The 24,749-nt window shown below is 41.4% G+C and carries 15 protein-coding genes and 3 tRNA genes; 2 read left to right on the top strand and 16 right to left on the bottom strand.

The window, feature by feature from the left end:
- Positions 1-156: 156 nt before the first annotated feature.
- The gene (locus PSH48_RS19845; RefSeq protein ID WP_273612209.1) at positions 157-621 is read left to right on the top strand and encodes an esterase/lipase family protein; all 465 of its coding nucleotides are present in this window, start codon (positions 157-159) and stop codon (positions 619-621) included.
- 613 nt (positions 622-1,234) lie between these two features.
- On the opposite strand, the gene PSH48_RS19840 is transcribed toward PSH48_RS19845, so the two are convergent.
- From PSH48_RS19840 to PSH48_RS19785, 12 genes are all read right to left on the bottom strand, one after another.
- Complete coding sequence (locus PSH48_RS19840; RefSeq protein WP_055253067.1) at positions 1,235-4,192, bottom strand: TonB-dependent receptor; 2,958 nt, start codon at positions 4,190-4,192, stop codon at positions 1,235-1,237.
- A gap of 603 nt (positions 4,193-4,795) precedes the next feature.
- On the bottom strand, positions 4,796-7,843 hold the full coding sequence (locus tag PSH48_RS19835) for a TonB-dependent receptor (RefSeq protein ID WP_273612208.1): 3,048 nt from the start codon (positions 7,841-7,843) through the stop codon (positions 4,796-4,798).
- A gap of 78 nt (positions 7,844-7,921) precedes the next feature.
- A complete protein-coding gene (locus PSH48_RS19830) occupies positions 7,922-10,657 on the bottom strand; it encodes a poly(beta-D-mannuronate) lyase (protein ID WP_273612217.1) in 2,736 nt (911 codons plus the stop codon).
- Between the two features lie 525 nt (positions 10,658-11,182).
- A complete protein-coding gene (locus PSH48_RS19825) occupies positions 11,183-12,145 on the bottom strand; it encodes a class 1 fructose-bisphosphatase (protein WP_029772406.1) in 963 nt (320 codons plus the stop codon).
- Positions 12,142-13,224: a class II fructose-bisphosphate aldolase gene (gene fbaA / locus PSH48_RS19820; protein WP_273612207.1), complete on the bottom strand. Its 1,083-nt coding sequence runs from the start codon at positions 13,222-13,224 to the stop codon at positions 12,142-12,144. The genes PSH48_RS19825 and fbaA overlap by 4 nt, the downstream gene beginning before the upstream one ends.
- A gap of 13 nt (positions 13,225-13,237) precedes the next feature.
- Positions 13,238-13,855, bottom strand: coding sequence for a bifunctional 4-hydroxy-2-oxoglutarate aldolase/2-dehydro-3-deoxy-phosphogluconate aldolase (eda, locus tag PSH48_RS19815; RefSeq protein WP_055020383.1), 618 nt, complete (start codon positions 13,853-13,855; stop codon positions 13,238-13,240).
- A gap of 65 nt (positions 13,856-13,920) precedes the next feature.
- The gene (locus PSH48_RS19810) at positions 13,921-14,853 is read right to left on the bottom strand and encodes a sugar kinase (RefSeq protein WP_154945893.1); all 933 of its coding nucleotides are present in this window, start codon (positions 14,851-14,853) and stop codon (positions 13,921-13,923) included.
- Positions 14,854-14,911: 58 nt separating this feature from the next.
- The gene (locus PSH48_RS19805) at positions 14,912-16,219 is read right to left on the bottom strand and encodes an MFS transporter (protein ID WP_024034157.1); all 1,308 of its coding nucleotides are present in this window, start codon (positions 16,217-16,219) and stop codon (positions 14,912-14,914) included.
- 3 nt (positions 16,220-16,222) lie between these two features.
- Positions 16,223-16,567, bottom strand: a complete 345-nt coding sequence (locus PSH48_RS19800; protein WP_004589273.1) for a cupin domain-containing protein — start codon at positions 16,565-16,567, stop codon at positions 16,223-16,225.
- 5 nt (positions 16,568-16,572) lie between these two features.
- Positions 16,573-18,792, bottom strand: a complete 2,220-nt coding sequence (locus PSH48_RS19795) for a heparinase II/III domain-containing protein (RefSeq protein WP_443197874.1) — start codon at positions 18,790-18,792, stop codon at positions 16,573-16,575.
- Positions 18,793-18,794: 2 nt separating this feature from the next.
- Positions 18,795-21,053: a chondroitinase-B domain-containing protein gene (locus PSH48_RS19790; protein ID WP_273612206.1), complete on the bottom strand. Its 2,259-nt coding sequence runs from the start codon at positions 21,051-21,053 to the stop codon at positions 18,795-18,797.
- A gap of 146 nt (positions 21,054-21,199) precedes the next feature.
- Positions 21,200-22,078: an NAD(P)-dependent oxidoreductase gene (locus PSH48_RS19785; protein WP_024034160.1), complete on the bottom strand. Its 879-nt coding sequence runs from the start codon at positions 22,076-22,078 to the stop codon at positions 21,200-21,202.
- Between the two features lie 939 nt (positions 22,079-23,017).
- On the opposite strand from PSH48_RS19785, the gene gloA reads away from it, so the two are divergent.
- Positions 23,018-23,416, top strand: a complete 399-nt coding sequence (gene gloA / locus PSH48_RS19780) for a lactoylglutathione lyase (protein WP_004589277.1) — start codon at positions 23,018-23,020, stop codon at positions 23,414-23,416.
- A 37-nt stretch (positions 23,417-23,453) separates the two neighbouring features.
- Here gloA and PSH48_RS19775 read toward each other — a convergent pair whose 3' ends face one another.
- The 4 genes from PSH48_RS19775 to PSH48_RS19760 form a co-directional block, all read right to left on the bottom strand.
- Positions 23,454-23,720, bottom strand: coding sequence for a DksA/TraR family C4-type zinc finger protein (locus PSH48_RS19775; protein WP_024034161.1), 267 nt, complete (start codon positions 23,718-23,720; stop codon positions 23,454-23,456).
- Positions 23,721-24,151: 431 nt separating this feature from the next.
- Positions 24,152-24,227 (bottom strand) — tRNA-Glu (locus PSH48_RS19770).
- Positions 24,228-24,401: 174 nt separating this feature from the next.
- Positions 24,402-24,477 (bottom strand) — tRNA-Glu (locus PSH48_RS19765).
- 176 nt (positions 24,478-24,653) lie between these two features.
- Positions 24,654-24,729 (bottom strand) — tRNA-Glu (locus PSH48_RS19760).
- Between the last annotated feature and the right edge of the window lie 20 nt (positions 24,730-24,749).

Raw genomic sequence — 24,749 nt, 5'->3', positions numbered from 1 at the left:
GTAGGGTGTAAAAGTAATGAAAAACCATTAGTAATCGGCCTAATACTTTTACTTTTCCTAACCGGCTGTAAAAGTACCAATAATCCCCCTGTACAGTATAAACCTAATGATGAGCTGGTAGTACTTGCTCATGGATTAGGCAGAAGCGATTGGGCAATGCGATATTTTGCCCAGCAGCTTAAACGTGCTCATTATAAAGTATGCAGCCTAAATTACGCCTCTTTAGGGCAAAGTGTTGAGGCTGTATTTACGCAAACAACCACACAAATTAATGCCTGTATTGCTAACGCGAGTAAAGTACATTTTGTAGGCCACTCCCTAGGTGGCCTAGTTATTAGAGCCTACTTGCAAAATAACCCTCGGGTATTTAATGGTAATACACTTGGAAATGTCGTGTTAATTGGTACGCCTAACAAAGGCAGCGAATTAGCTAATCATTTAAATGGTTCATGGTTAATGCATATAGCCGGCGGTGTAAGCCAATCTCTAATTACAGGCAGTAAGAGTTTGGGCAACACCATAAATGAGCTGGACATTGATTTAGGCGTAATAGCCGGTACTAAAGCATCCCCCCTAACACAGCATTATTTTAAAGGTAAAACGATGGCTTGGTGTCTGTAGAATCAGCCAAACTGAGGGCGTGTTGATTTTTGCGGATTGAAATTTGTTCAATCTAGGGGCGATTAAATCGCGGCGCGAGGTTTGTAACCTAGTGGGCTCGATAACTGCTCCTGCGTTATTCTAATGACTTACATCCCTGTAAGAATAAGTAAAAACCAAGTAAAGCTTCCGCGTCCTGCTCACGCCCCTTACCTACATCCATGTAGGCAACAAAGAGTTTTATCGCCCCTAGGCAGAACCCAAAGGGCAGCGCATGTTTGGCATTTATGCAGCGTTATCGCCTATTTATGGGGAATAACCACACTTCACAGGCTCTGCCTTGCCTAAAAACCAAACACACTGCTGCAAATTCAACCATCAAATACCAACACGCCCTACTAATATGCGTGATTTTATTACCCTTGATGTAAGCCACACGGGAATGCGCTACAGCCAACAAGTAATACAACACACACTTTATTTTTTGCAAACAGGTGCATTTTTACCCCCAACACAAAGAACCACGGTCCTTTATTAACCACCTAACTGCGGCTAAATTAAGGTCAAAAAAAAGCAAGCCATGTGGCTTGCTTTTTAGTGCCCGTTCAAAGGCTACACACTCTCAACATACTTTTTAAAAACGGTAACTTGCACCCAGTGTAATACGACGGTCAGTTAAACCTTGGAAACACAATAGTGCGCTTTCGTTTACACATGATTGGCTAATTTCAGATTCAGTAATATTTACTGCCTCTAAGCCAATATTAAGTTGCTCGTTCACATCGTAGCTAATACTTGCATTAAGCTGACCACGGTCTTCTTGTACCACTGGGAAACCCCAAGGGAAGCTAGACGTACTACCGAAGTCATTTGAACGATACCCTTCACGCCACGTGTAACGCATACGTGCTGATAGGCCAAATTTTTCGTAGTACAGCGTAAAGTTATACGCGTTTTCAGAAAGGTTAAGTAAGCCTTGAATTTCACTTACTTCAATACCTGGCGTACCGGTGGTTGCTGCAAATACATTACTTGCTCTTGAGGTTGCTGAATTTTCTGTTTCACCACCTGAGAACTCTTGAATTGTATAGTTAGCTAATACACCAAAGCCAGATGCCCACCCTAGGTCTTTTTCAAAGCCTGATAGGTCATATTGAAAGGCAAACTCAATCCCTTTTTGGGTAGTTTCACCACTATCGTTTACTTTTGTTTCTGTACCAACACATACGCCACGGCCATTCTCAGGGCCAAATACGTTTATATCTGCAATGGGGTTAAATATACCGCCACCTTCACATGGGTCTGTTAAGTCGCGATACCCTGTTACAGGGTCTTCAACTGGCGAGGTTAACTGATTTACGTGTAAGTCTTTACGTGTTTTATGAAAAATACCTACGCTAAATACACTTGCCTCTGCAAAATACCACTCTGCCGATAAATCGTAAGACAGTACTTCTTCAGGTTTCAGTGCTGGGTTACCAAATTCAACTTCGTCATTTGGACTTGTGCTGTAGGTAATAGACGTTGATAGGTCGTTATAATCAGGGCGACGAATATCTTTACCTACTCCAAAGCGCACAAGTACATCTTCTGATACATCAGCCACAAGGTTTAAACGAGGTAAAATAAAGTCATAGTCAGATTCATTGGTAATACGCGTTACCAGTTCATTACCACTACCATCTTGAGTAACTGAGTTACCGGTAGACTCTACGTCTGTTTGAATGTAACGTACACCAATGTTACCGCGCACCATTTCGTACTCAAAGTTAGCTTGTGCATATAGCGCATGAGTGGTTTCTTCTATATCAAAAAAACCTGCAGAACTTGAAGTAGGTGCATTTAATGTTTTGCTTGAACCATGCGCAGTCATCGCTGCTTGTAATGTGGCAAGTACCGCATCAGGGTCTGACGCCACAAGCTCTGGATCAATTAATAAAAAGTCGCCTATGTATAACGAGCGGCCATCAGCTTCGTTAAAGTTATCTGGGCCTGCCACTAATAAGTCGGCAAATAAATCACCCGACGGGCTATCAGCCATGGTTCTTAAACCAATGCTTGAGGTAATTTCGTTTTGTTTGCTTTGTGATTTACTGTAGCGGTAACCAAAATCAATAGAGGTTACAATTGAGTCTGTGTAATAGGTTGAATCAATACGGAACGCATCCTCAGAGTTTTCAACGGTATCTTGACCAATATTTACATCACGTAGCACTACATTCGCAGGGTCTAGTAGTTGTTCAACCGTTGGCGCGTACTCTGCCCCCTCTGCAATACCAAATGCCAATGCGCCACCTGATAAGTCATACTCAAACGGCACACTATTATCATTACCGCCACCAGCATCTAACGGCACATTAGGGTTAATAAAGTTAAGCGTTGTATTAAAGCTAGGCGTAGTTGTATCTGAAGATGACGAAGCAATTTCAGCACTAACAAACCACTTATCGCCTTGCCATTCGCCACCGAGTCTAAAAATATTACTGTCGGTAACACGCGAGTTTGTATCACTTGAAAAACGAAGGTTAGGATCGTCATCATCGTTTTCTAAATTAACCGGAATGACACCGCGTAAGGCCGCTTGAATAGACCCAAGGTTGGTACCGCCAAGTGAGCCTAAGTTTACGGTTTCAAATTCATCAGGAACCGAAATATCATTAAGCGCACTTACACCAGAAGCCTGTACACGAGAGCTTTCTTGGCGACGTTCTTGATCGTTAACCACAGCATCAAAATAAAACTTTGTGTTGTCGTTTGGCGCCCATTCAATGGTACCTACAAAGTTTTTAGTTTCGTATTCGTAGTTATCGTAATCTTGTACAAAAAATTGAATCGGTAAAAAGTCAAAAGACTGAGCGCTGGCTACACCGCTATCTGCAGTGATAATGTTATCTCTATCTGCACGTGGGCGAAACGCCGTTACATCTTGCTCTGCGTAGCTGCCGCTCACTAACACACCAAATTTACCGTAATCACCTTCCCAGTTATCAGCAAAAGTTCCCGAAAAACGTGGTTGCAAACCGCTATCAGTGCTTAAGCTACTGTGCTCACCTTGCACTCTAATAGTGGCTAGCTGCTCACCTAAATGCAGTGGGCGAATCGTTTTAAGGTTAATAGTACCGCCTACAGAGCCCTCTATTGTTTTCGCTTCAGGCGACTTTATTACCTCTAAGCTTGAAATAATTGACGCTGATACATCTTCAAAGCTAATACCACTTCGACCAGAGCCTGAGCCCACCGTTGATACACCGTTAATTTCGGTACGGTTAGCATCGGTACCACGAATTTGTACACCTGTGCCTACACCCGCTTGGCGTGTAATTTGAATACCCGTTACGTTTTCTAATACTTCAGCGAGGTTTTGATCGGGTAATTTACCAATATCTTCTGACTGAATAATTTCAACTAGGCTATCTGCAGAGCGTTTTTCAGCAAGTGCATTAGTAAGTGATTGACGAATGCCAGATACTTCGATGATCTCTACATCATCTTCTGCAATTGGCTTGGCTTCCTGTGCGTGTGTGGACATAGAAAGGTTTAATGCTGTGGCAGATATAACTGCTAGCGTAATTTTTGATAACTTGTGATTCATAGTTTTTCCTGTGTGTGTCAGTGCTATGTGTAACTCGCTATATATTTTTTATTAAACGCCTTACCATTTATCTAAATGGTTAACTTAATATTTACAGCAAATGCACCAAAGGTCAACCTATTGGTAAACCATTTCTTGTAAAAAAAGCAAAAACAGTCATTACCAATAAAAGCCAATTCGGCATGACAAAAACACTTTCATTACTGACCATAATATAACCACTTGTATTTAATGTGCTTTTAAATCTCAATTAAGGTTAAATAACACACAAAAACAGATTAAAACCCCCTCAACCTGCCTGATATATTTTTTTATATATACCGCGTTATTTTTATATTTAGCCGCTTTTACCGAATTAATTGGTCAACCAAGATAAAGATAGTAGACTTTTGGCTAACTAATTAGCCTGCCAATAACGCAGCGTTACTAACACTGAGTTTAGTAATGCTGCGCTTTAGGTAAAAAGGTTTAGCCAAGATTTAGTTAAGAGAGTGCGCCGCGATTCAAAAAGCTTAGTGTTAATAGCCCACACGCACATACAAAAAAACCCAATTAGCGGCATACGCTAATTGGGTTTTAAAGTGGGGATCACTGGTTATTGTGTTATAGCTTAAAGCTCATTCCTAAGAATAAACGTGGGCCGTAATCGTTTACTTCACCTAGGTTATCTTCGACAAAGAAGTCTTGTGACTTAGGTGCGCTAAACAAGTTAATGGCTTCAGCTTTAACTCTAAAGTGCTCGTTAATTTTATACGATGCACGCATTTCCCATACACCTACGGCATCAACATAACGTAAGCGGGTACCATTACTGGTATAAGGTTGGAAGTATTCACTACGGTATTTATAAATAATGGCCGTATCAAAGTCACCAATTTGGTAATACAGTTGGCTGCTAAATACATGCTCTGAGAAGCCCGGCACCGAGCCAGGTTCTATAATACCGGCAGTTAATTGAGTAGTATTGCCATCTAGGTCGGTAACGTATGTATCGCCATATAAGCTATCTTCAAACTCAAAGTCAGTATCTGCAAAGTTATAGCCAAATTTTACACCAATACCATTATCCCAACGGTACGAGAACGATGCTTCTAAACCCAGTATATCGCTATCATTATCGGTTGTTACCGAATTTGTCACTGGTAGTGATACCGTTTCACCGCCAACCACATAGTCTTCAATAACAGTTTGTTGCTGGAAGCCACCTTGGAACTGTTTGTAGTATAGGCTTAGTGCTAAAATAGAATCTTCATTAGGGTACCATTCAAAGGCTAAGTCGTAGTTCCATGACATTAATGGTTGAGTATCAGGGTTACCTGAACCATCTACGGTTAATAAGTCAGAAAGCGATAGCGCAACAGATTGATCGTCTGTTACAAAGTCGCGATCATAGCCTAAATCAGATGGGTCAGCACGTGACATACCCCGGTAAATACCCGCACGCAGTAAAATGTCTTCACTGTAATCAACTACTAAGTTAAAGCTTGGTAAATATTTAGTATAACCACCGCCGCTTTCGGTTCTTTCTAGTGAATCCCCTGCATCGAGGGTTACAGCGCCTGTAGTTTCATCTACATCTACAGTGTAATTTGTTCTAAAGCCTACCGAGGTTACATCAGTATCAACAATACGCAGGCCGAAGTTACCACGAATAAACTTACCAAATACTTCGGTGTCGTAGTTTGCCATTAAGTACACTGAGGTGGTTTTTTCAGTAACATCTATGGTACCGGCATTTTCGTACTCAACATCAGGGTAACCAAATTCACCTGTATAATCAGTGTCTGTAGCCGCTACAGCTTGAGAGAAACACACGTTATCGTAGGTCGCCCACGAAGAACCTGTCCCAGAGCTTATTACATTACCGCTACCATCTACATTTGTTACTAAGTTGCCATCCGATACGCTAGATAAAAAATCAGATTCTGGGAAGTCAATTTGACAGCCTTGAAGTATCTCTAATGCTGAGTCATCGCCTATCGTGTACTCAGTACGAGACCCATTACCTTGGCTACCACCAAACTGTATAAAGCTTAGTTCTGAGGCTCTAATACCCCCTTCAATACTAGTAAATATATCGCCCTCTAACGCGTAGTCAAAATCAATACGCGCCGATTTAACTACGTTTTCGCGAACGTTTTCACGGTCTAAACGTGTACGTAAGCTATCTGTAAAGTTAGAAATATCAGTTACATCAAAGTCCGTTAACGTGAAGTGAGGAATTTCATCGCCCATATCCCAGCTAAACAAATTACGGTCGGCGGTTCTACCACGGTTAGAAATTTGTAGCTCTTCACGCTCAGTTTTTGAATACGCTAAATCAAGATTTACAGTAAGGCGGTCGGTTACCGTGTGCTCAATATTAATACCATAACCTTGGTAGTTTTCTTCACGTGAGAATTGCTCGCCCGCCGATTCAATACGTTCTTCACCTTCCCAATGTAAAATTCCGCCTACATCGTTAGTAACAAGCGTTGGGCCTGTTAAACCAGGTGTTGCGCGTTTTTGTAAAAAAATTAAATCGTGGCGTGCTTCTCTTTGTGTTCTGTCAGAGATTTGTGCATCAAAGTTAACATCCCACTCAGACGACGGCTGATATTGCATTGCAATAAATACTGCATCACGCTCATCTGAGGTTTCATTTTGACGATAGCTGCGGCTACTACCTGTCCATGCGTATGGAGTGCCATCGCTTTCGGCTTTGCCTGTTTCTGGGTCGATGTTTGTTTGATAACCTTGATTGTTACTGCCATTTACTTGGTCTTCACAATCACCTGCGCTGCTTCTGTAAAAGCCTTCATTCGTATTAGTTGGGTCATTTAAACATGCCCAAAGTGAAGAGCCCGATGGGCTTGAGCTTCTGTACTCTGCTTCTGGTTGGCTAATATCTTGGCGCTGCACACCAAAAGACACACCCACTGCTTGTCCATCGGCAAACTCAAATTGGTCAACATAACTAAACGTACCACGATAGCCTGTATCACTTTGCAGTGAGTTTTCTACATTACTTTCATCTGGATTGTAATTTAGTTTTACTTCGCCTTGTACGCGTTGTTTGCCGTAATCTAGCGGGGCAATCGTTTCAAGTGCTATCACACCGGCTACGCCACCTTCAATCATTGAAGCATCTTGGGTTTTGTAAATAGCGACCTTTTTTACAAGCTCTGATGGAAACTGCGAAAAGTTAACCGAGCGATCACCACTACCATTAGTAGCTTCACGGCCATTAATATGGGTTGCGCTTAAAAATGGGCCTAAACCACGAATGGTGATTTCGGTAGCGCCCCCGTTTTCACGATGAGATGCGGCACCGGTAATCGACTCAAGCGCTTCACCAATTGACAGCGCGGGTAAATCACCAATATCTTCTGCAGATAAACCATCGACAACCGTTGTTGCTTCACGCTTAATTGCAATTTGATCTTGTATGGTTCTACGAGTACCTGTAACGCTGATGATTTCTACATCTTGCTCTACTTCAGTCACTTTTTCTTGGGCTTCTTGCTGAGCAAAAGCATTAAATGACAATGAACCTGCCATACCTGCAAGTAAACTAGCTCTAATTAACTTAGCAGCAGGTGAAAGTGCAAAATGATTACAAACAGAGCTGTTTGTAGAATGTTGACGTCTTCGATCCATTTTTAACGACATGCCGCGTTCTCCTTTATCATTGTGTGTGTTGTGCGTAGTTTGCTATTTTTATAAATATTAATAATGTGCAGTGTGGGCTTATTCATCTTGTGCCACCCATGTAGAACCTGCACCTACATCAGTGCTTTGGATGTAGTATAAGTTTCTTGCACCTGCTAAGGCTTGTGCTCCATTTGAGTCAGTCTCAAGCAGCGTACTTGTAGCAGTGACAAACTCTGGGATTTCTTTACCATTTGCTTCTGGGTTTTGGTCAATAGCGCCATCGGTGTCGTATTCACCATTGCCATTTACGTTTCTAATATCAACCCAAAGGTCGCTCGCATCGCCCGACTCATAACTGTCACTAAAGCCAAAGCTGTTAGAGAACAGTGATTCAGTATGGTTAATTAGGTCACAGTCGTATTCAAAAGAGTGATCGCTCGACAGCTCGTTAGGGTAAAAGAAACCATAAACAAGCGCGCTGCTTTCAATGGTGTCTTCATCAGTTTGATCGCCCACCCCATTAGCATTTAAATTACCGTTGAAGTTAATTTCAAACGCATTTTTAGTTAAACCATACAGTACAGGTGCATTTTCTGCGGTAAGCTCATCACAATCTCCAACAGGTGCCTTTGAACCTATTTCTGTACTAAATACAAATGGTTGCTGTGAGTTAAGTACCGTATTATTAGTCACATTAAGGGTAAAGTCGCCTGCGCCATCAAGCACAGCTTGGTTACCTCCATTTGGCACCCCGCCATCAGCTTGTGAAAATGGGTTAGCGGTAAATACAATACCACCGGCTTCTTTATTACCAGAACGAATACCAGCGATGTAGTTATTGCTTACAGTGTGGCCTAAAGGCGTAACTAGCACGCCGGCAGGACGATCGCTTGAACTTGCAATATCAGTGGTACGAATAATAATGTTGTCTGATACCGTATTAAATCCACCATCTTCAAGCGAAATACCGCCATTAGGATTTAAAATGGTATTGCCTTTAATCGTCGCGCCAGAGGTTTGTACGCGCATTAAACGTCGGCCTGTAACAAAGTTTTCTACTCGGTTATATTGAATAGTAAAGTTTGCATCATCAGCAGAGCCTGTACCTGTTGTACTACCTGCGTTAATTAAGTGCAGGCTAGAGTTACCAAAATTTGGGTTGCTGCTGGTACCTGTGAAAAGGTTATATTGAATAACGTGGTTAGCGCTCGATGAAGACATTTTTATCACCGAACCATTTTCTGCTTTATCGCGGTTGGCAAAGGTATTACGCTCAACCATTGCGGCGTCGCCTTTAAGCATTAACCAATGGTAGGTAGAATTATTTAACGTCTCTGCTTCACCATCGATAGTATTTTGTGTAAATGTGAAGTTGTCACCCTCAGAATAAATAACGGCATCTTCTTCGGTTTCACAAAAGCCACCCGATTTAGTATCAATATTTTTAAATGTAAGTCCTTCAATACCCGCGCCATCAACCCCACTGGCTACATGAATACAAAGCTCGCCACTAATTACTGGGCTTTGTCCTTCAACAGCTTTAAGTGTTGCTGCGCTGGTTAGCATAATTGCATCAAGATCGGCATATACACCGGTATTTAAACCAAGCACATCGCCATCACCAAGCCCTGCATTAATAGCACCTAATAGCGCATCCGCATCGCTTATCACTTGCGTGTACACTACTGTATCGGCGGCGCCCGTAATTGTGCTTGAAAAGCCATCGTTATCGGTATAGCTCGCAGTGACCGATATAATCGCGCCAGCTTGATTAGTTGGCGTAAATGTTTTGTTGTTGGTGTCGGCAATTGCTACGCCATCAGCAAGCCAAGTGTAGGTAACGTTTTGCTCATCTACCCCGTTGTTATCGCTAATTTCAGCGGTTAATTCGCTAGTCACTAAATATGGCGTAGCCCCTGAGATGGTGATACTACCCGCTTCATCTACAGCCTCTGCAGAAACAGCAATGGTTGCCTCAGAAAGGTTGTCTTCAGTAAAACCGTGATCGTCCGTGTAGGTAACCTGCACGGTAATAAATTGCCCTAATAATGACTCATCTACAACGTAAGTGCTTTGCGTGGCACCACTAATTGCAACCTCATCAGCAAACCATTGGTAAGTAATTGTGCCGCTTGCGCCATCTTCATCTGTTATTTCGGCTGTAAGTGTATTACCCACCGTAGGTGTGCCAACAATAGCCACCGACCCTTCTGAATTTGCACGCTCTACTGGCGCTGTGGCAGTTGATGTAGCTGACTCTGCAAAGCCTCTGTTATCTTCAAATGCTGCATTTACAGTTATAACTTTACCTAGTTGCGATTCGGTAATAGTGTAGGTTGCTAAGGTTTCATCGGCAATTTCAACATCATCTGCAAACCATGTATATGCTACAAGCGCCGGATCAAAACCATTTTCATCCGCTACATTAGCACTTAGTTCATTACCTATAATTGCATCACCGTTAATTTCTACCGTGGCCGCAAAAGGAATAGCTGACACTTCATCGGTGGGCTCACTTAAATGTGACTCATTAACACCGCTGTCATCTGTATAAAGTGCTTGTGCTGTAATTGCAAAACCAATTTGCTCATCTGTTAATGTAAAAGTTGCGTCATTAGCGCCACTTATAACTTGTCCGTCGGCGTACCAGTAGTAGCTTACTTCGCCAGAAATACCATCGGCATCATTCACGCTGGTCGACAATGTTTCGCCCGTTAACGCTGTGCCTGATAGAGCAATAGAGCCCAATGTGTTGTTATTATTATTTGAATCCGTGTCACAACCTATAATGGCAGCTGCAACAGCACATAATGCAAAATGTTTTAATTTCATCATGGCTCTATTCTCCTTAATTGTGTGGTTTAGTATTTAGCAGGTGTTATGTGTGATTTACCAAATACCCAGTGTGTTATTACCAAATTATTTTATTTTTACGCTTCATTGTTAACCAACTTGGTAATATAAGCATAATAAAAACACTTTTACCACTATATTCGTTCAAAATTCATCATATTTTATTAACTGAAAGTTAACTTACGTCTATACCTAATAACGCAGCGTTATTACCAATATTAATTTCACGAATAGATAAACAAACAACCTTTATGAACAATTGGTTTTACCGAAAGAATTACTCTTAATTGTTACGTAGTGCGATAAGCACATAAAGAATGGAGGGGTGGAAAGCACAGGCGTAAAGCTTTAGCTGTAATAGCCTATAGGTATGAATTTTTGATGTGTATATAAAATAACGTAGCCACTGCGTTTAACTCACTATTAGTCAGCAGTGGCTTACGTTTTATTTAAAAGGCGTAAGAGCACAATAACCGCCCTTTAGTACTGAGGCCTTAGTCAGGTTTAATAAACCGTAGAATTAAAGTAAGTCACAGGTTCACTAGAGCCTAAAATAACAGGCACACGCTGATGCAGCTCATCGGGCTGAATATCTAAAATACGCATACCCTTAGAGGTGGCTATACCGCCTGCGTTTTCAGTGAGCATTGCCAGTGGGTTAGCTTCGTAAAGTAAGCGTATTTTACCGTTTTCATTACCCGCGCGCGTATCTTGCGGGTACATAAATACCCCGCCACGGCATAAAATTCGGTGCACATCACCAACCATGGCTGCATTATAGCGAATTGAGCTTTTAGCAAATTCTTCTGATGTATACAGTAATTTATCAAAGTAAACTTGTGTTGCTTCATCCCAATATCGGTAATTTGCCATATTAACCGAGAACTCACGGCTTTTACTCGGCACTGCAAGCTCTGGTTTTGTAAGCAAAAAGCCACCGTGGGTTAAATCGTGTGTATAACAGCGGGTTGGCCCGCCTGTGCTCATTACTAGTAACGACGATGGCCCATACAGCACGTAGCCTGCACAAACCTGATTAGTACCGGGTTGATTAAATTGCTCATCACTATCGTAGGGCACATCTGCTTTTGCAGGGTAAATGGTAAAAATAGTGCCTATTTGCCCGTTAACATCAATGTTTGATGACCCATCAAGGGGATCAAATGCCACAATATATTTACCATCGGGGTGGGCGCCTACTGCATTATCTTCTTCTTCAGATGCCACTGTTTTTACAAGATCATCATCAATTAAGGTATCTTTTAACAGTTGATTGGCAATGACATCTAACTTTTTTTGCACCTCGCCCTGGATATTTTCGTTAAGGGTAGAGCCTAAAACACCCGCAAGCTCACCTTGGCTTACTCTAAACGCTATTTCTTTTGTGGTTGCTAATAGCGTGCGAATTAACATAATAAGGTCGGTTTCAACCCCATCTTGCTTTAATACTTTATTCAGTCTTTTCATGCGCTATACCTGTTCACACAATTTAGGTCGTCAAAACATTGGATCAGGCGAGCCACCATATGCTGCTCCGACTGACGTAACCACACACGTGGATCATAGTATTTTTTATTGGGTTTATCTTCGCCATCAGGGTTACCAATTTGGCCTTGCAAGTAGCCTTGTTTTTCTTGGTAGTAGTTTAATACCCCGTTCCAACTCGCCCATTGGGTGTCGGTATCAATGTTCATTTTTACCACCCCGTAGGTGAGCGACTCAGCAATTTTACTGTGCTCAGAGCCACTCCCACCGTGAAATACAAAATTAATAGCGTTATGCTCTAAATTAAATTTGTCAACTACATAGGCTTGCGAGTCGCGTAATATGGTAGGTGTTAATACCACATTGCCAGGCTTGTATACGCCGTGGACGTTACCAAAAGAAGCAGCAATGATAAAATTAGGGCTTATTTTACTAAGTCGCTCATAGGCGTAGGCTACATCTTCTGGTTGAGTGTAAAGCGCAGAGCTGTCGAGGTGCGAATTATCAACCCCGTCTTCTTCTCCGCCGGTACACCCGAGCTCTATTTCAAGTGTCATGCCTATTTTTGCCATGCGCGCTAAATAACGCTCACAAATTTCTATATTTTCTTCCAGTGGCTCTTCTGACAGGTCTATCATGTGCGATGAAAAAAGCGGCTTGCCTGTTTGTGCAAAATACTTTTCGCCTTCATCTAATAAACCATCAATCCAAGGCAGTAGTTTTTTTGCTGCGTGATCTGTGTGCAGCATGACAGCAACGCCATAGTGCTTCGCCACGTTATGCACATACTGTGCAGCACTTATTGCCCCAACAACGGCAGATTGCTGGCCCTCTAGTGCTAAACCTTTACCACAAAAAAACTGCGCTCCCCCATTAGATAGTTGAATAATGACCGGCGACTTCATTTTTTTTGCGGCCTCTAAGGTGGCATTAATTGACGATGTGCTCACCACGTTTACAGCAGGCAATGCATACTGATGCGTTCGTGCGTGTTTATACACTTCGCTTACTTCATCGCCAACAACAACGCCTGGTGCAATGGTTGGGGCTAAATAATTCATTTTTTGCTCCTTGCTATTTTAAAGCCTCGATACAAGAGTCTGTAATGGCTTGCCAATTACCCTGCGCTACCCATTCTTTTTTAGCAACCCAGGTACCGCCTACTGCAAATACATTGTTTAACGACAAGTAATCCATTTTATTTTTTTCGCTTACACCGCCAGTCGGGCAAAAGCTCACTGCACGAAATACAGATGAGACAGCAGAGACAAACGGCGCACCACCAGCAAGTGAAGCAGGAAAGAGTTTTTGCTCTTCAAAACCATACTCAAGCGCCATTAATATATCGCCGGTATTTGATACACCTGGCAATACTGGCACGTTACACTTAACCAGCTCACTTAATAGTGTAGGCGATACAGCGGGAGTGACTATAAAATCTGAGCCTGCTTCTAGCGCTTGCTTTAAAATTGTTTCGTTAATAACGGTGCCTGCGCCCACTTTTAGCTGTGGAACCTGTTCTTTAATGGCTTTAAGCGCATCAATTGATGCATCTGTTCTAAGAACAACTTCTACCAAAGTTAGGCCTGCCTCTGCCATTGCTTTAGCAATGTTTACACCTTGCTCTGGCGTGTCTGCTTGAATTATAGGTAGCAGAGTTTGCCCTGCCATTAGTTCAGAAAAGCGAGTCATGCGTTATTTCCCTTATTTTTAAATAATCGTGCTACTTTGTGTTATAAATTGAGTAAATTAGCCAGTTAGAGACCTGATTTAGCCATGGCTTGTTGAAAAACATCTTTTGGTGCAATAGCACCGGGTTGCTGAATAACAGCGCCGGCAGCCTGCGCGCCCAGCTTAACCGCTTCGCTAATTGGGCGCCCATCTAAGCGCGCTCCTAAATATACACCGTTAAAGGCATCGCCTGCGGAGGTTGTATCAACAACGTTTTTAACCGGCGTAATACTGTGGCTTTGCACTGTATTAGCCTCTTTTGTAACGACCGAATCGGGGCCGTTTTTTACTATAATTTCGTTAATGTTGTACGGAGCCAAATAATCAATTACCGCTTCTACACTTTGCACGTTGTAAAGCGTTTCTAAGTCTTCAACGCCGGGTAACGTAATATCGGCTAGGCTAAATGCACTATGGTATTGCGCTTTAGTTTGCTCAACGTTATCCCAAAGTCGCGCACGGTAATTTGGGTCAAATACTATTTTTACACCCGCGGCTTTAAGTTGCTTTACTATGTCCCAAAACTGCGCTCTTGCTTGCTCTTCTATTACGGCTAAAGAAATACCCGAAAAGAAAAACATATCACCCGATGACAGCTGCTTAACGAGCTCAGGGCTGATAAATTCAACCACCTTTTTGGCTGCTGAATCATCCCGCCAGTAAATAAAACTGCGCTCGCCTTGCTCGTCCGTTTCTATGTAATACATACCTGGGACTTTACTGTTATGAGCAAATACATAATCTGTATTTAATTGCTCACTTGCAAAACGCTCACGCATTTTTTTACTTAAGTTATCCTCCCCTAAAGCGGTAATAACTGAGGTGGTGATTTGTGGGAAACAACGCTTTAAGTAAACAGCCGAATTGTATACGTCACCTGCAAATGACTGATGCAATGTAGAGGGAACAGTCGCTCTTAACTCAATCATGCACTCGCCAATAAAGTAAATATTTTTCATTATTATCACTTACCTTAGGTAGTAAATGGCTGTGAGAAACACAGCCATTGCCAACAAATTAGTTAGGCTTTTTCAATGGTTCAATTTTTGGAATTAAAATCCATACAGCTGCCATTGCAATAATCGCTAAAGACGCGCCTATCACAAACGCCGGTGTATAATTACCATCCGCTGTTAAAATAGGTACCAATGACGTAAGGCCTACAGCACCTAATTTAGCGGCCATGCCAGAGAAGCCCGACAACGTACCTACCGCTTTTTTACCCAGTAAGTCGCTTGGTAAGGTTTGCACGTTACCAATAGCGGTTTGAAAACCAAATAAAATAACAGCCATAATAAGTACCGCAATTACCGGCTCACCTGGGTTTGCCATTGCAAGCAGCGCCGGCAACATAATTAAACACCCTAATGTGATGGTCAGCTTACGCGTTTTATCGGTATTCCAGCCTGCTTTAAGGCGGTTTTGGGCAAGTAAGCCACCAAACCAAGCGCCAAACATAGCGCCTACATACGGAACCCAGCCATAAATACCAATCGCTTTAACATCCATGCCATACACTTCGTTTAAGTAAATTGGTATCCAAAAAACAAATAACCACCAAATAGGGTCGATAGCTGCAGAGGCTATAATTACGCCCCAGCTTTGCTTACGAGAGAGTAACTCGCCTGTAGACGGGTTATATTCTTCTTCGTCATCGCTTGTTACATCGCCGTTATCATCAACGCGTCTTTGTCCGGTAAGAATGTACTCACGCTCTTCTTCGCTTATCCAAGGGTGAGAGCCTGGAGGCGCTTTTACCAATATAATCCAAGGAACCAACCATAAAAAACCTAAGGCACCAACAAATACAAACACCATTTGCCAGCTAAAATACACGGTTAAATAAGCAATAAGCGGGATAGCAATAATGCCACCAATGGCTGCGCCAGAATTAAATATACCTTGCGCTAAAGCACGCTCTTTTGTTGGAAACCACTCAGCATTACCTTTAGCTGCACCGGGCCAGTTACCAGCTTCGGCTACACCTAAAATTGCACGGAAAATACTTAAACTAAGCACCCCTTGTGCAAAAGCGTGGGCAACAGTGGCTAATGACCACACACCAATTGAAAGCACAAAACCTAAACGCGTGCCAACCCAGTCAAAAATTTTGCCAAAAATAGCTTGGCCAAATGCATAAGCAAATACGAATACTATAGAAATATTAGCGTAAATTTGTTTACGCTCTAAAGCAGATTCATCAGGGAACATTTCTTCCACAATGTCTGGCCATAAAACGCTAAGCGCTTGACGGTCTATGTAGTTAATAATGGTAGCAAGTGCAATTAGCACTATAACCCACCAGCGTAAGCCTTGAATTTTCATAGGTTATTCCTCAAGAAAGTCTTCGCGAGCTGGGCTAAAGGTATCAATCAGTATACCGCCAGTTGGGCACGTTGCACCGTGATCAGCAAAAGGAGGAATAAAACAGCTATCACCCGCTTTTAAGATTTTAGTTACGCCATCAATGTTAAAGTGAAACTCACCCTCAACTACATACGTTACTTGCGAGTGCCTGTGCGCATGGTTATAACCAATAGCCCCTTCTGAGAACCAAATTTTCACGGCCATTAGCTCTTCGTTATAGCCAAGCATTTGGCGTTTTAAGCCATTACCTAAATCTTCAATCTCGGTTTCGTTACCAAATGAAAAGTGTGCACTTTGCTTTTGCATCCTGTTTACTCCTGATTATTCTTCATCGCATAAACGCCAAGGCGGCCATTTAAGGTGAATGCTTTATTTTGATATGTGAATGTGTGTTTAGCTGCTTTATCGGCTTTGTTGATAGCAACCAAATAGGTATTATTTTTTACTTTAACTTCAATTAGGTCTAAGTGCTCTTGCGCGTCATACTTAAGTGACGATACACGGCTAACAGCCTCTAGGGTATATTCTTTACTTGGGTTGTATTCACCGTGAGGCTCAAGTACTGAAATAAATTTATGCTGTTTTTTACCTTCTACACGGCGAATGTAGCCATTTTCGTTACGAAGATTAAAGTGTGGATCGTTTGCCCCTATTTGCGTAAATAAGAAAGACTCATCCCCTTTTACTAGGCTAGTTTGTGTATAAAAACGGCCGTTGTCGTTTAACCACGTTACCTTTGCTAGGCCTTCATCTGGTTGCGCCTGTGCTTTTAACCATAAATGTTGATAACCATTTTTATCACCCAGCGCAGCTAAGCTTTTGGTGTTACCAAGTAACTCAAAGCTGGTATCAATTAATTGGCCTTTGTAATGCAGTGGTAAATCAATTTTATGGGAGGAATCTGCAGTCACATTAAAAATATCAACTGCAAGCGTGCTTTCAAGCATAGGTAAATTAATTAATGCTAAGGTGCGTTCAAGCTCAACACCTTTGTAAGCGGTGCTTATTTGCCCACTTGACACCGTTCCGTATTGGTTTGTTTCAAAGAAATTAAGCGTAGGATGATTGTTATTACCCACTTTAACATTTGCATTAAAATGCGAGGTTTCATCAATCACAACCGTATTGTGTGCCACGGTATGTTTTGCGTAAGTTTCGTTTTCTGGTAGGTAACGGCCGCCGTATTTAGCCTCAACATTTAAAAAACGTGCAGCGCCATAATCAGACACAATTTCATTGCCATGATCGTAAAACTGCCAAGTTAATTTATCAAAATGACCATGCCCTAAACCCTGTGCGGCAGGTTTAAATAAAAGTGCTTGGTCGCCACCAGTTTGCGTACGCATTACTACCAACGCCCCTTGCTCGCCATCGTTACCATCGCCAAACGCTACCGATTTAAATACATAAGGGGTTTGCTTATTTTTATCCAGCGCTTGAGCCACTTTTAGGCCATCGCCAGAGAGTATTATTTGATTTTGCTTTTTAGCTATATCTAAGTAACCAGTATCGTGTGTTAAACCATAAGCGGCTGTTACACCGTGTACCAGCTCTATTGTGTCTATACCTTTACTTTTAATTGCATCGTTTATCGGGAAAAACAAACCGTTATAGCTTAGCTGAATAGTGGTATCAATGGCTTTAAGTAATATGCCATCGCGATATTCAAAAATGTCTCGCTGCGGTTCGTTGTTTTCAATTGCTTTAGCAAAGGTAACAAACGGAAGTAGTGCAAAGCGTTGATAATAAGGACCTTCGTTGTAATAGCCCTGTGGCGAAAACAGCATGTCTAGCTGCTTAATAAAGCCACCCTCGCCCGATTTATCTAAATCGTAAAGAGACTTTTCGACCCACTCAGATTCATCTAATACATACCCTGCCATGCCTACACCGGCTGTAGCCCACGTACCATGGTTATGTACTTTGTTAAAGGTTGATGGCTGGCCTTGTGATAAAAATAACGATACTGGGCGCAGTAAGTCATTTTCAATGGTTTTAATATTAGCGGCGCTTAACGCATCATGCACTAAATCGTATGCTTGAATGGTATAAACCAGCCACATGGCCTCATTAAGGCTTTGCCAAAATAGTTTACCTGGGTTTTGCGACTTAACTTTGCGCTTAGGGTGTACATCAAGTGTTGGGTATAATTTGGCATACTCAAGCAACATATCACGTACGTAATGAGCGTATTTATCCTCTTGGCTTAGCTGATAAATAACACCGGCGTTATACATAAGCTGATAATTTTTTTTGTGTCGTTCGTGGGTATAGCCTCCCCCACCGTCTTTTGGTACAGGCACTGTTATAGGGCTTTTAATTTGCTCATCCACTTGTGCCTTAAGCGCTGCAAATGCGTTGGCAAACTTACCCTGTTCGTTGTTGCTAATTGCTTGGCGCATTTGCTGTACATCATCATTGGTTATTACCAAATTTGGATGCGCTGCGTAGGCGTTTATCGATAAAACTAAGGCACTTACAGTAACACCCAGCGTTTTAAATAATGACTTATTTTGGGTTAAATTCATCATTGTTAGTTCACCTTATTTAAAACGTTGTTATTTTTAATCGTTGCCGTGTGCGGGCCCGCTACACGTAACTCTTTTACGCTTGGCGCTTGAGTTGCATCAAAGGTGTTATCTGTAATGGCTGTTATTGGCTCACCAACCGTGTGCTCAATTTTAATCGGTGCCGATTTTTCAAATACGTTGCTTACAATATTTGTGACTTGTACACCGTGCGCATACACACTCGCTTGCGCCTTGTTACGCTTACCTAAACCTACTTTAGTTAGGGTGTTATTGGTCATTAATAAATGCGGACCAAAGGTGCTTTCATCACTTCCACCTCGGTATAACTTAACGACGCCACCGGCTACCTCATTAAAGGTATTGTTTTTAAGTGTTACATACTCTGCGTTATAAATACCTAAGTCTTCTATTTCGGTATCGAGACGTAAAATATCGCCAGTTACATTTTTAAAGGTGTTATTTACTAACGTGATTTCATCTGCCATCGCCCCTTTACCCGTTACAAAAAAGTGAAATGAGTGATTAATATCAAGATTAGTTAATTGTGAGTTGTGTATTTCAAAGCGGTAGTTATCAACCATGCCCCACTTTTTAGTACGTACCACACTATTATTAATGGCATCAGGTGCGTTTTCACCCGAGATAACTAAGCCATCTAGCTTTAAGCTACCGCCATCATGAATTTCGAATAAGGTGGAGCGTTGGTAGGTCAGCTTAGCTTTGCCAGTATGTTTAGCCTTAAGGGTAAGCACTTTTGTTATTTTAACGAGTTTAGAAACATCGTATTGACCATCTGCAAGCTCTAATACATCACCCGTTTGGGCTGCATTGATTGCGTTAAGTAAGGCATCTGCAGTTGCTTTAACCTGGTGAGTTTTACCCGTATCAAATGCTACAACTTGCTCTGTTTTTGGATACCAACTAACGCCGGTATCGGCCTTTTTTAGCACCTTTAAACCGCGTTTAGCACCTGCACTAATTTTGCTTGATTCAGGATACAGTAAACCGTTACTAGCTCTGGTTAGTGTTACATTTTGCTGTTTAACACCGTAATTTAACTCTTTTAATACCTGGGTATTAGCTACATTTTCACTAAATTTAATACCGCTTACATCATCAAAGGTTGTAAAAGGCTGCTCGCCATTTTGATTAATAATAAGGTTATTTTTCATTACGCTATTAATTGGCGCAGCGCTACGCTCGCTATCGCTACCTGCGCCAAGTTGTATATGACGCACATTTACGTAGGTATTGTTTTCAATTGTCGCGTTTTCTACCTGATGGTAGCGATTTATTGGTGAGTTAGGTACGCCATTCATAACCGTAAAACCACTCCCAAAGCGGTAGCCTGTTAAACCTTCTAAGTAGTTATTTTTTACTGTTTGGTTTTTATTAATGATGCGAATGCCACCTGTGTGATCTACACCGTTACCAAAAAAAACGTTCTCTTGTATAATATTGCCATTACCATGGCGCAGCGTTAGTGTGCCGCGAGATTCAAAAAACACATTATTGCGGATTTGGTTTTTCCCTGATTTAACCGAGATTATTTCTACTTCGCCGTTAGTACGTTCAAAGTAGTTGTTTTCAACTACGGTAAATGAATCACTTAATGAATAGTGGCTAGTACCAATGCGCAGTGTTTCACCGCCGTTAGATCCAAAAGTAGGACGATAGCCAAAGAAGTTATGATCAATTTGATGGTGGTTTTGTTGGCTTTGCTCACTATTAAGCCTTACAGCAACCGTAACGCCTTTGTTACGTTTACCTACTAAGTGGCTGTGATCAAAACGATTATGTTTACCATATAGAGCCACCCAATAGTCTGATTCTCGTTTATCGGGGTTATTGTAGTTATCGATAACGACTTGTGTTACGCGGGAGTGAGTAGCAAGCTCATCTTTATTTTTACGAAATTCAATAACGGCTGAGCTAGGCGTATAACCATTTTTAAATACAAGTCCTGACACTTCTAAATACGAACCCGCCAGTCTTAAATTAGATTGCCCTGATAAAATAACGTTACCCTTGGTTTGCGCTGTAAGCTTTATAGGGGCGTTTTTGGTTCCTTGGCCTTGTAATAAAATTTCGAAATTAGACCACGTACCGTCTTTGAGAGTTATTTTATCGCCGGCAACGAGTTTGTCAGAGATTTCTTGAAAAGCTTGTTTAGTGTCTACAAAATAATCTTTGGCTGCCAATTGTGTGGATGTGCACCCAATAAGAACTAGGCTAAGCTTTATTATATTAATTAAACGCATAGATAACTCTTTTTCAGTGTGACCGGAAGTAATGCCTTATCAATAGTAATGCTGCACTCATTGCACAAAGCAGGTTAAATCTAGCCAATTGATGTTGTGTGTGTTTTGGTGCTTTAACTACGTTAAAGCACCCAATGTTGTCGGTATTACTTTTCTAGAGTTTTAAAGTAATCAAAAATTTCTGGTACGTTGCCTTGCCCCATACCAGCATCAAATGCCGCTTGTAAGTTAGCAGATGACCCTTCAGCAATTTTTGATTCAGTCCCAAGGTCTGAAACCATTTGTAGGAAGTAACCTAAATCTTTGTTTGCATTGGCAATTGAAAAACCAAGGTCGCTTACATTGTCTACCGCGTAGTTTTTACAAAATTGCATAAATGGAGAGCTAGAAGGCCCTGTCGACATAATGTCAAATAGTTGCTGGCGGTCTACACCGGCTTTGTCTGCTACAGCAAACGCTTGTGACATAGCACATACTGTGGTCATACCCATAAAGTTATTGATTAACTTAGTTGTATGCCCTGCGCCTAGCTCACCTAGGTGAAATACGTTTTCGCCTTGATCTTCAAGTACAGGTTTAACTTTATTGAAGGTGTCAATATCGCCCGCTGCCATAATATTTAATAGGCCGTCTTTAGCATGGGCTGGAGTACGCCCTAGTGGTGCGTCAATCATGCCTGCACCTTTAGCGGCTAGATCAGCACCAATTTTTTTAGTAGACGAAGGAATTGATGTACCAAAATCAATTAATACCGCGCCTTCTTTAATACCCGCTAAAATGCCATCTTCTGCGTACACAATTTTTTCAACAACTGCTGATGTTGTTAAACAAAACATAATTATGTCTGCACCTTGTGCAAGCTCTTTTGCAGTGCTTGCTGTTTTTGCGCCTCTGCTAACGCATGCAGCAACCGCATCTTTGTTTAAATCCATAACAATAAGCTCATAGCCTTTGTTCTGTAAGTTTTCGGCCATATTGCCGCCCATTAAGCCAAGGCCGATAAAACCGATTACTGGTTTAGACATGAATAACTCCTAAATATGATGGCGCGTGCTTTTATGAGTACGAGTAATGATTTACCCCATAAATAGGTACGCTGTGTCGTTTAATTCAATTTGCTAAAGTAACCCTGAGCATGTTCGTTTGAATAGGTAACCCGCCGCGTTATTACCATTTGAGCGAATAAAAACAGAGTGATTACACGCTGTATATTGTTGACCGGTTACGTATTTATTCCGTTATGCTTAGCATTGCTTTGATTATTTATTAATACCTTGGAGAAGCTAAAACCAAGCAACTTACCAATTGGTATGTAAAAACTGTATTACCATACACCAATCTTGTCAACCAATAAGTTAACTTTGTAAACCAAGGTAATTTACAATTCATTTCAAATTAACAAAATTACAATGATAAACAATTAGTTATATGCAGTATGGAAATCAAATTAATTCAACGCACTTTTCCCTTCTTTGGTTAGAGCTTAATAAAAAATAGGTTGACCAATAAGTGCAACAACTTTATAAACTCGTAAAAATAGCGTGGCTATAATTACATTGTGCACTAACCCATTGTTGGTAATACCACTAATTTAGTGTGCTAATATTATGCCAATGCGTGGTTGTAAATGCCGAGCCTTGCCCACATTTAGCTTAAATTGCCCGAACTCAGGTTAAGAATTTTACTTACGTATTAAATCGTACTGATATTTTAATTTATTTCACAAGCTGAGGTTTTCAGTGAAGGCAAAGCCACTTGCGCGGCAATAGCTAGGCTTATTGCAAGTAAATTTGACGCAATGAGTGCGCAAATAGCTGGTTAATATAAACTTATTGTTCACAGTTGAGGTAAAATAAGCCCCTAGGTATATGGCAGGCTCTGGCCTTTGCAATGCGGTTATGGATACTCCATAAAGACGCTATGCTCCACACCTATTTAAATTTAAACTCACAGAGGTAACCTAAATGCGTTTATTACACACAATGTTGCGTGTAGCCGACTTAGAAAAGTCACTTTCTTTTTATACACAGATTTTAGGAATGAAAGAATTACGCCGTTCTGACAACGAAGAGTATCGTTATACATTAGCTTTTGTAGGGTATGGTGAAGAGGATAGTAATACTGTGTTAGAGCTTACTTATAATTGGGATGAAAATAGCTACGATCTTGGTAATGCATATGGCCATATAGCTATTGAATTTGACGATATATACAAGGCATGTGACGACATAAAGGCCGCTGGTGGAAACGTCAGTCGAGAACCGGGGCCAGTAAAAGGCGGCACAACAGAAATTGCTTTTGTGAAAGACCCTGATGGCTATTCAATTGAGCTTATTCAGAAAAAGAAGAACAAAGCTCACTAGGCAATAAAATTTATCAAAAAGGTGCCTAGTCGCACCTTTACCTTAGTTGACTATCTTTACTTGCTCGGCGGTTTACGCCAGCAACGCCTTTGCCTTTAGCCTCAAGCTCACTTTGACACGCCACACAGTGCCTAACACCTGGCAGCGCTAACCTGCGTGCCTGTGGTATTTCACAATCACACTCATCACAGAATTCAGCACTCGCGCCTGAGATTAAATTTTGCCTTGCATATTGCACTGCGTCGTTAACACTTGCATCGATTTGATCTTGAATTGCGCCATCACGCGCCCAACCACTTGCCATAATTAACTCCTAATAATGAGAAATTAAACTAAAAGGCTAGCAGCACAGCGCTTTATAAATACTGAATATTTTGTACTGGCTTTATTAAGTAAGCTATTTAAAGGATGAATAGATATGTTTAAGAGTAATTTGTAATTTAGTTGTGCTATCCATTTTATCTACACATGAAGTTATAAGTATGTATTTTAACGCAGCTAGCAAAAAATTTATCACTGTAAATGAATAATTATTATTGCGGATCGGTCTTGAAAACCAAAGAAATTATACGTAGGTGATTATTAATTAAATAGATAGATAGGTTTTTAGATATTGAAGAAAATTAAAAGTGTAAAACTAAAATTTTAACGGATAAACAGTAGAAATTAATGCGCTGGATAGCGCTGAGGAAGTTATAGCTTTGTAATAGATTTATACACTACTAAAATAGTAAGTGGCGTCCCCAAGGGGATTCGAACCCCTGTTACCGCCGTGAAAGGGCGGTGTCCTAGGCCTCTAGACGATGGGGACGCAGAAATTGCTTTGCAAATCACTGATTTGCTATTTCTAAGTAAGATGAGACCGAGCCTGCGAGGCGAATGGCATTATCTTCTCAAAAACGTTTTCTGTGTCACTAGGACAACTGAATGGTTTAACTCGTTTCAGACGAGTTTTTAATAACACTACCCTACTATAAATAGTAAGTGGCGTCCCCAAGGGGATTCGAACCCCTGTTACCGCCGTGAAAGGGCGGTGTCCTAGGCCTCTAGACGATGGGGACGCAGAAATTGCTTTGCAAATCACTGATTTGCTATTTCTAAGTAAGATGAGACCGAGCCTGCGAGGCGAATGGCGTTATCTTCTCAAAAACTTTTTCTGTGTCACTAGGACAACTGAATGGTTTAACTCGTTTCAGGCGAGTTTTCTTAATAACACTACCCTACTATAAATAGTAAGTGGCGTCCCCAAGGGGATTCGAACCCCTGTTACCGCCGTGAAAGGGCGGTGTCCTAGGCCTCTAGACGATGGGGACGCAGAAATTGCTTTGCAAAT

The sequence above is a fragment of the Pseudoalteromonas sp. Angola-4 genome (assembly GCF_028599265.1).
GTDB classification, from domain to species: domain Bacteria; phylum Pseudomonadota; class Gammaproteobacteria; order Enterobacterales; family Alteromonadaceae; genus Pseudoalteromonas; species Pseudoalteromonas atlantica.
Note: the sequence above shows the minus strand (reverse complement) of the source record. Positions and strands in the feature narration are given on the sequence as shown.

Coding starts and splice junctions, on each gene's coding strand:
- PSH48_RS19845 (WP_273612209.1), top strand. CDS start 157: ATGCGATATTTTGCCCAGCAGCTTAAACGTGCTCATTATAAAGTATGC.
- PSH48_RS19840 (WP_055253067.1), bottom strand. CDS start 4,192: ATGAATCACAAGTTATCAAAAATTACGCTAGCAGTTATATCTGCCACA.
- PSH48_RS19835 (WP_273612208.1), bottom strand. CDS start 7,843: ATGTCGTTAAAAATGGATCGAAGACGTCAACATTCTACAAACAGCTCT.
- PSH48_RS19830 (WP_273612217.1), bottom strand. CDS start 10,657: ATGAAATTAAAACATTTTGCATTATGTGCTGTTGCAGCTGCCATTATA.
- PSH48_RS19825 (WP_029772406.1), bottom strand. CDS start 12,145: ATGAAAAGACTGAATAAAGTATTAAAGCAAGATGGGGTTGAAACCGAC.
- fbaA (WP_273612207.1), bottom strand. CDS start 13,224: ATGAATTATTTAGCCCCAACCATTGCACCAGGCGTTGTTGTTGGCGAT.
- eda (WP_055020383.1), bottom strand. CDS start 13,855: ATGACTCGCTTTTCTGAACTAATGGCAGGGCAAACTCTGCTACCTATA.
- PSH48_RS19810 (WP_154945893.1), bottom strand. CDS start 14,853: ATGAAAAATATTTACTTTATTGGCGAGTGCATGATTGAGTTAAGAGCG.
- PSH48_RS19805 (WP_024034157.1), bottom strand. CDS start 16,219: ATGAAAATTCAAGGCTTACGCTGGTGGGTTATAGTGCTAATTGCACTT.
- PSH48_RS19800 (WP_004589273.1), bottom strand. CDS start 16,567: ATGCAAAAGCAAAGTGCACACTTTTCATTTGGTAACGAAACCGAGATT.
- PSH48_RS19795 (WP_443197874.1), bottom strand. CDS start 18,792: ATGATGAATTTAACCCAAAATAAGTCATTATTTAAAACGCTGGGTGTT.
- PSH48_RS19790 (WP_273612206.1), bottom strand. CDS start 21,053: ATGCGTTTAATTAATATAATAAAGCTTAGCCTAGTTCTTATTGGGTGC.
- PSH48_RS19785 (WP_024034160.1), bottom strand. CDS start 22,078: ATGTCTAAACCAGTAATCGGTTTTATCGGCCTTGGCTTAATGGGCGGC.
- gloA (WP_004589277.1), top strand. CDS start 23,018: ATGCGTTTATTACACACAATGTTGCGTGTAGCCGACTTAGAAAAGTCA.
- PSH48_RS19775 (WP_024034161.1), bottom strand. CDS start 23,720: ATGGCAAGTGGTTGGGCGCGTGATGGCGCAATTCAAGATCAAATCGAT.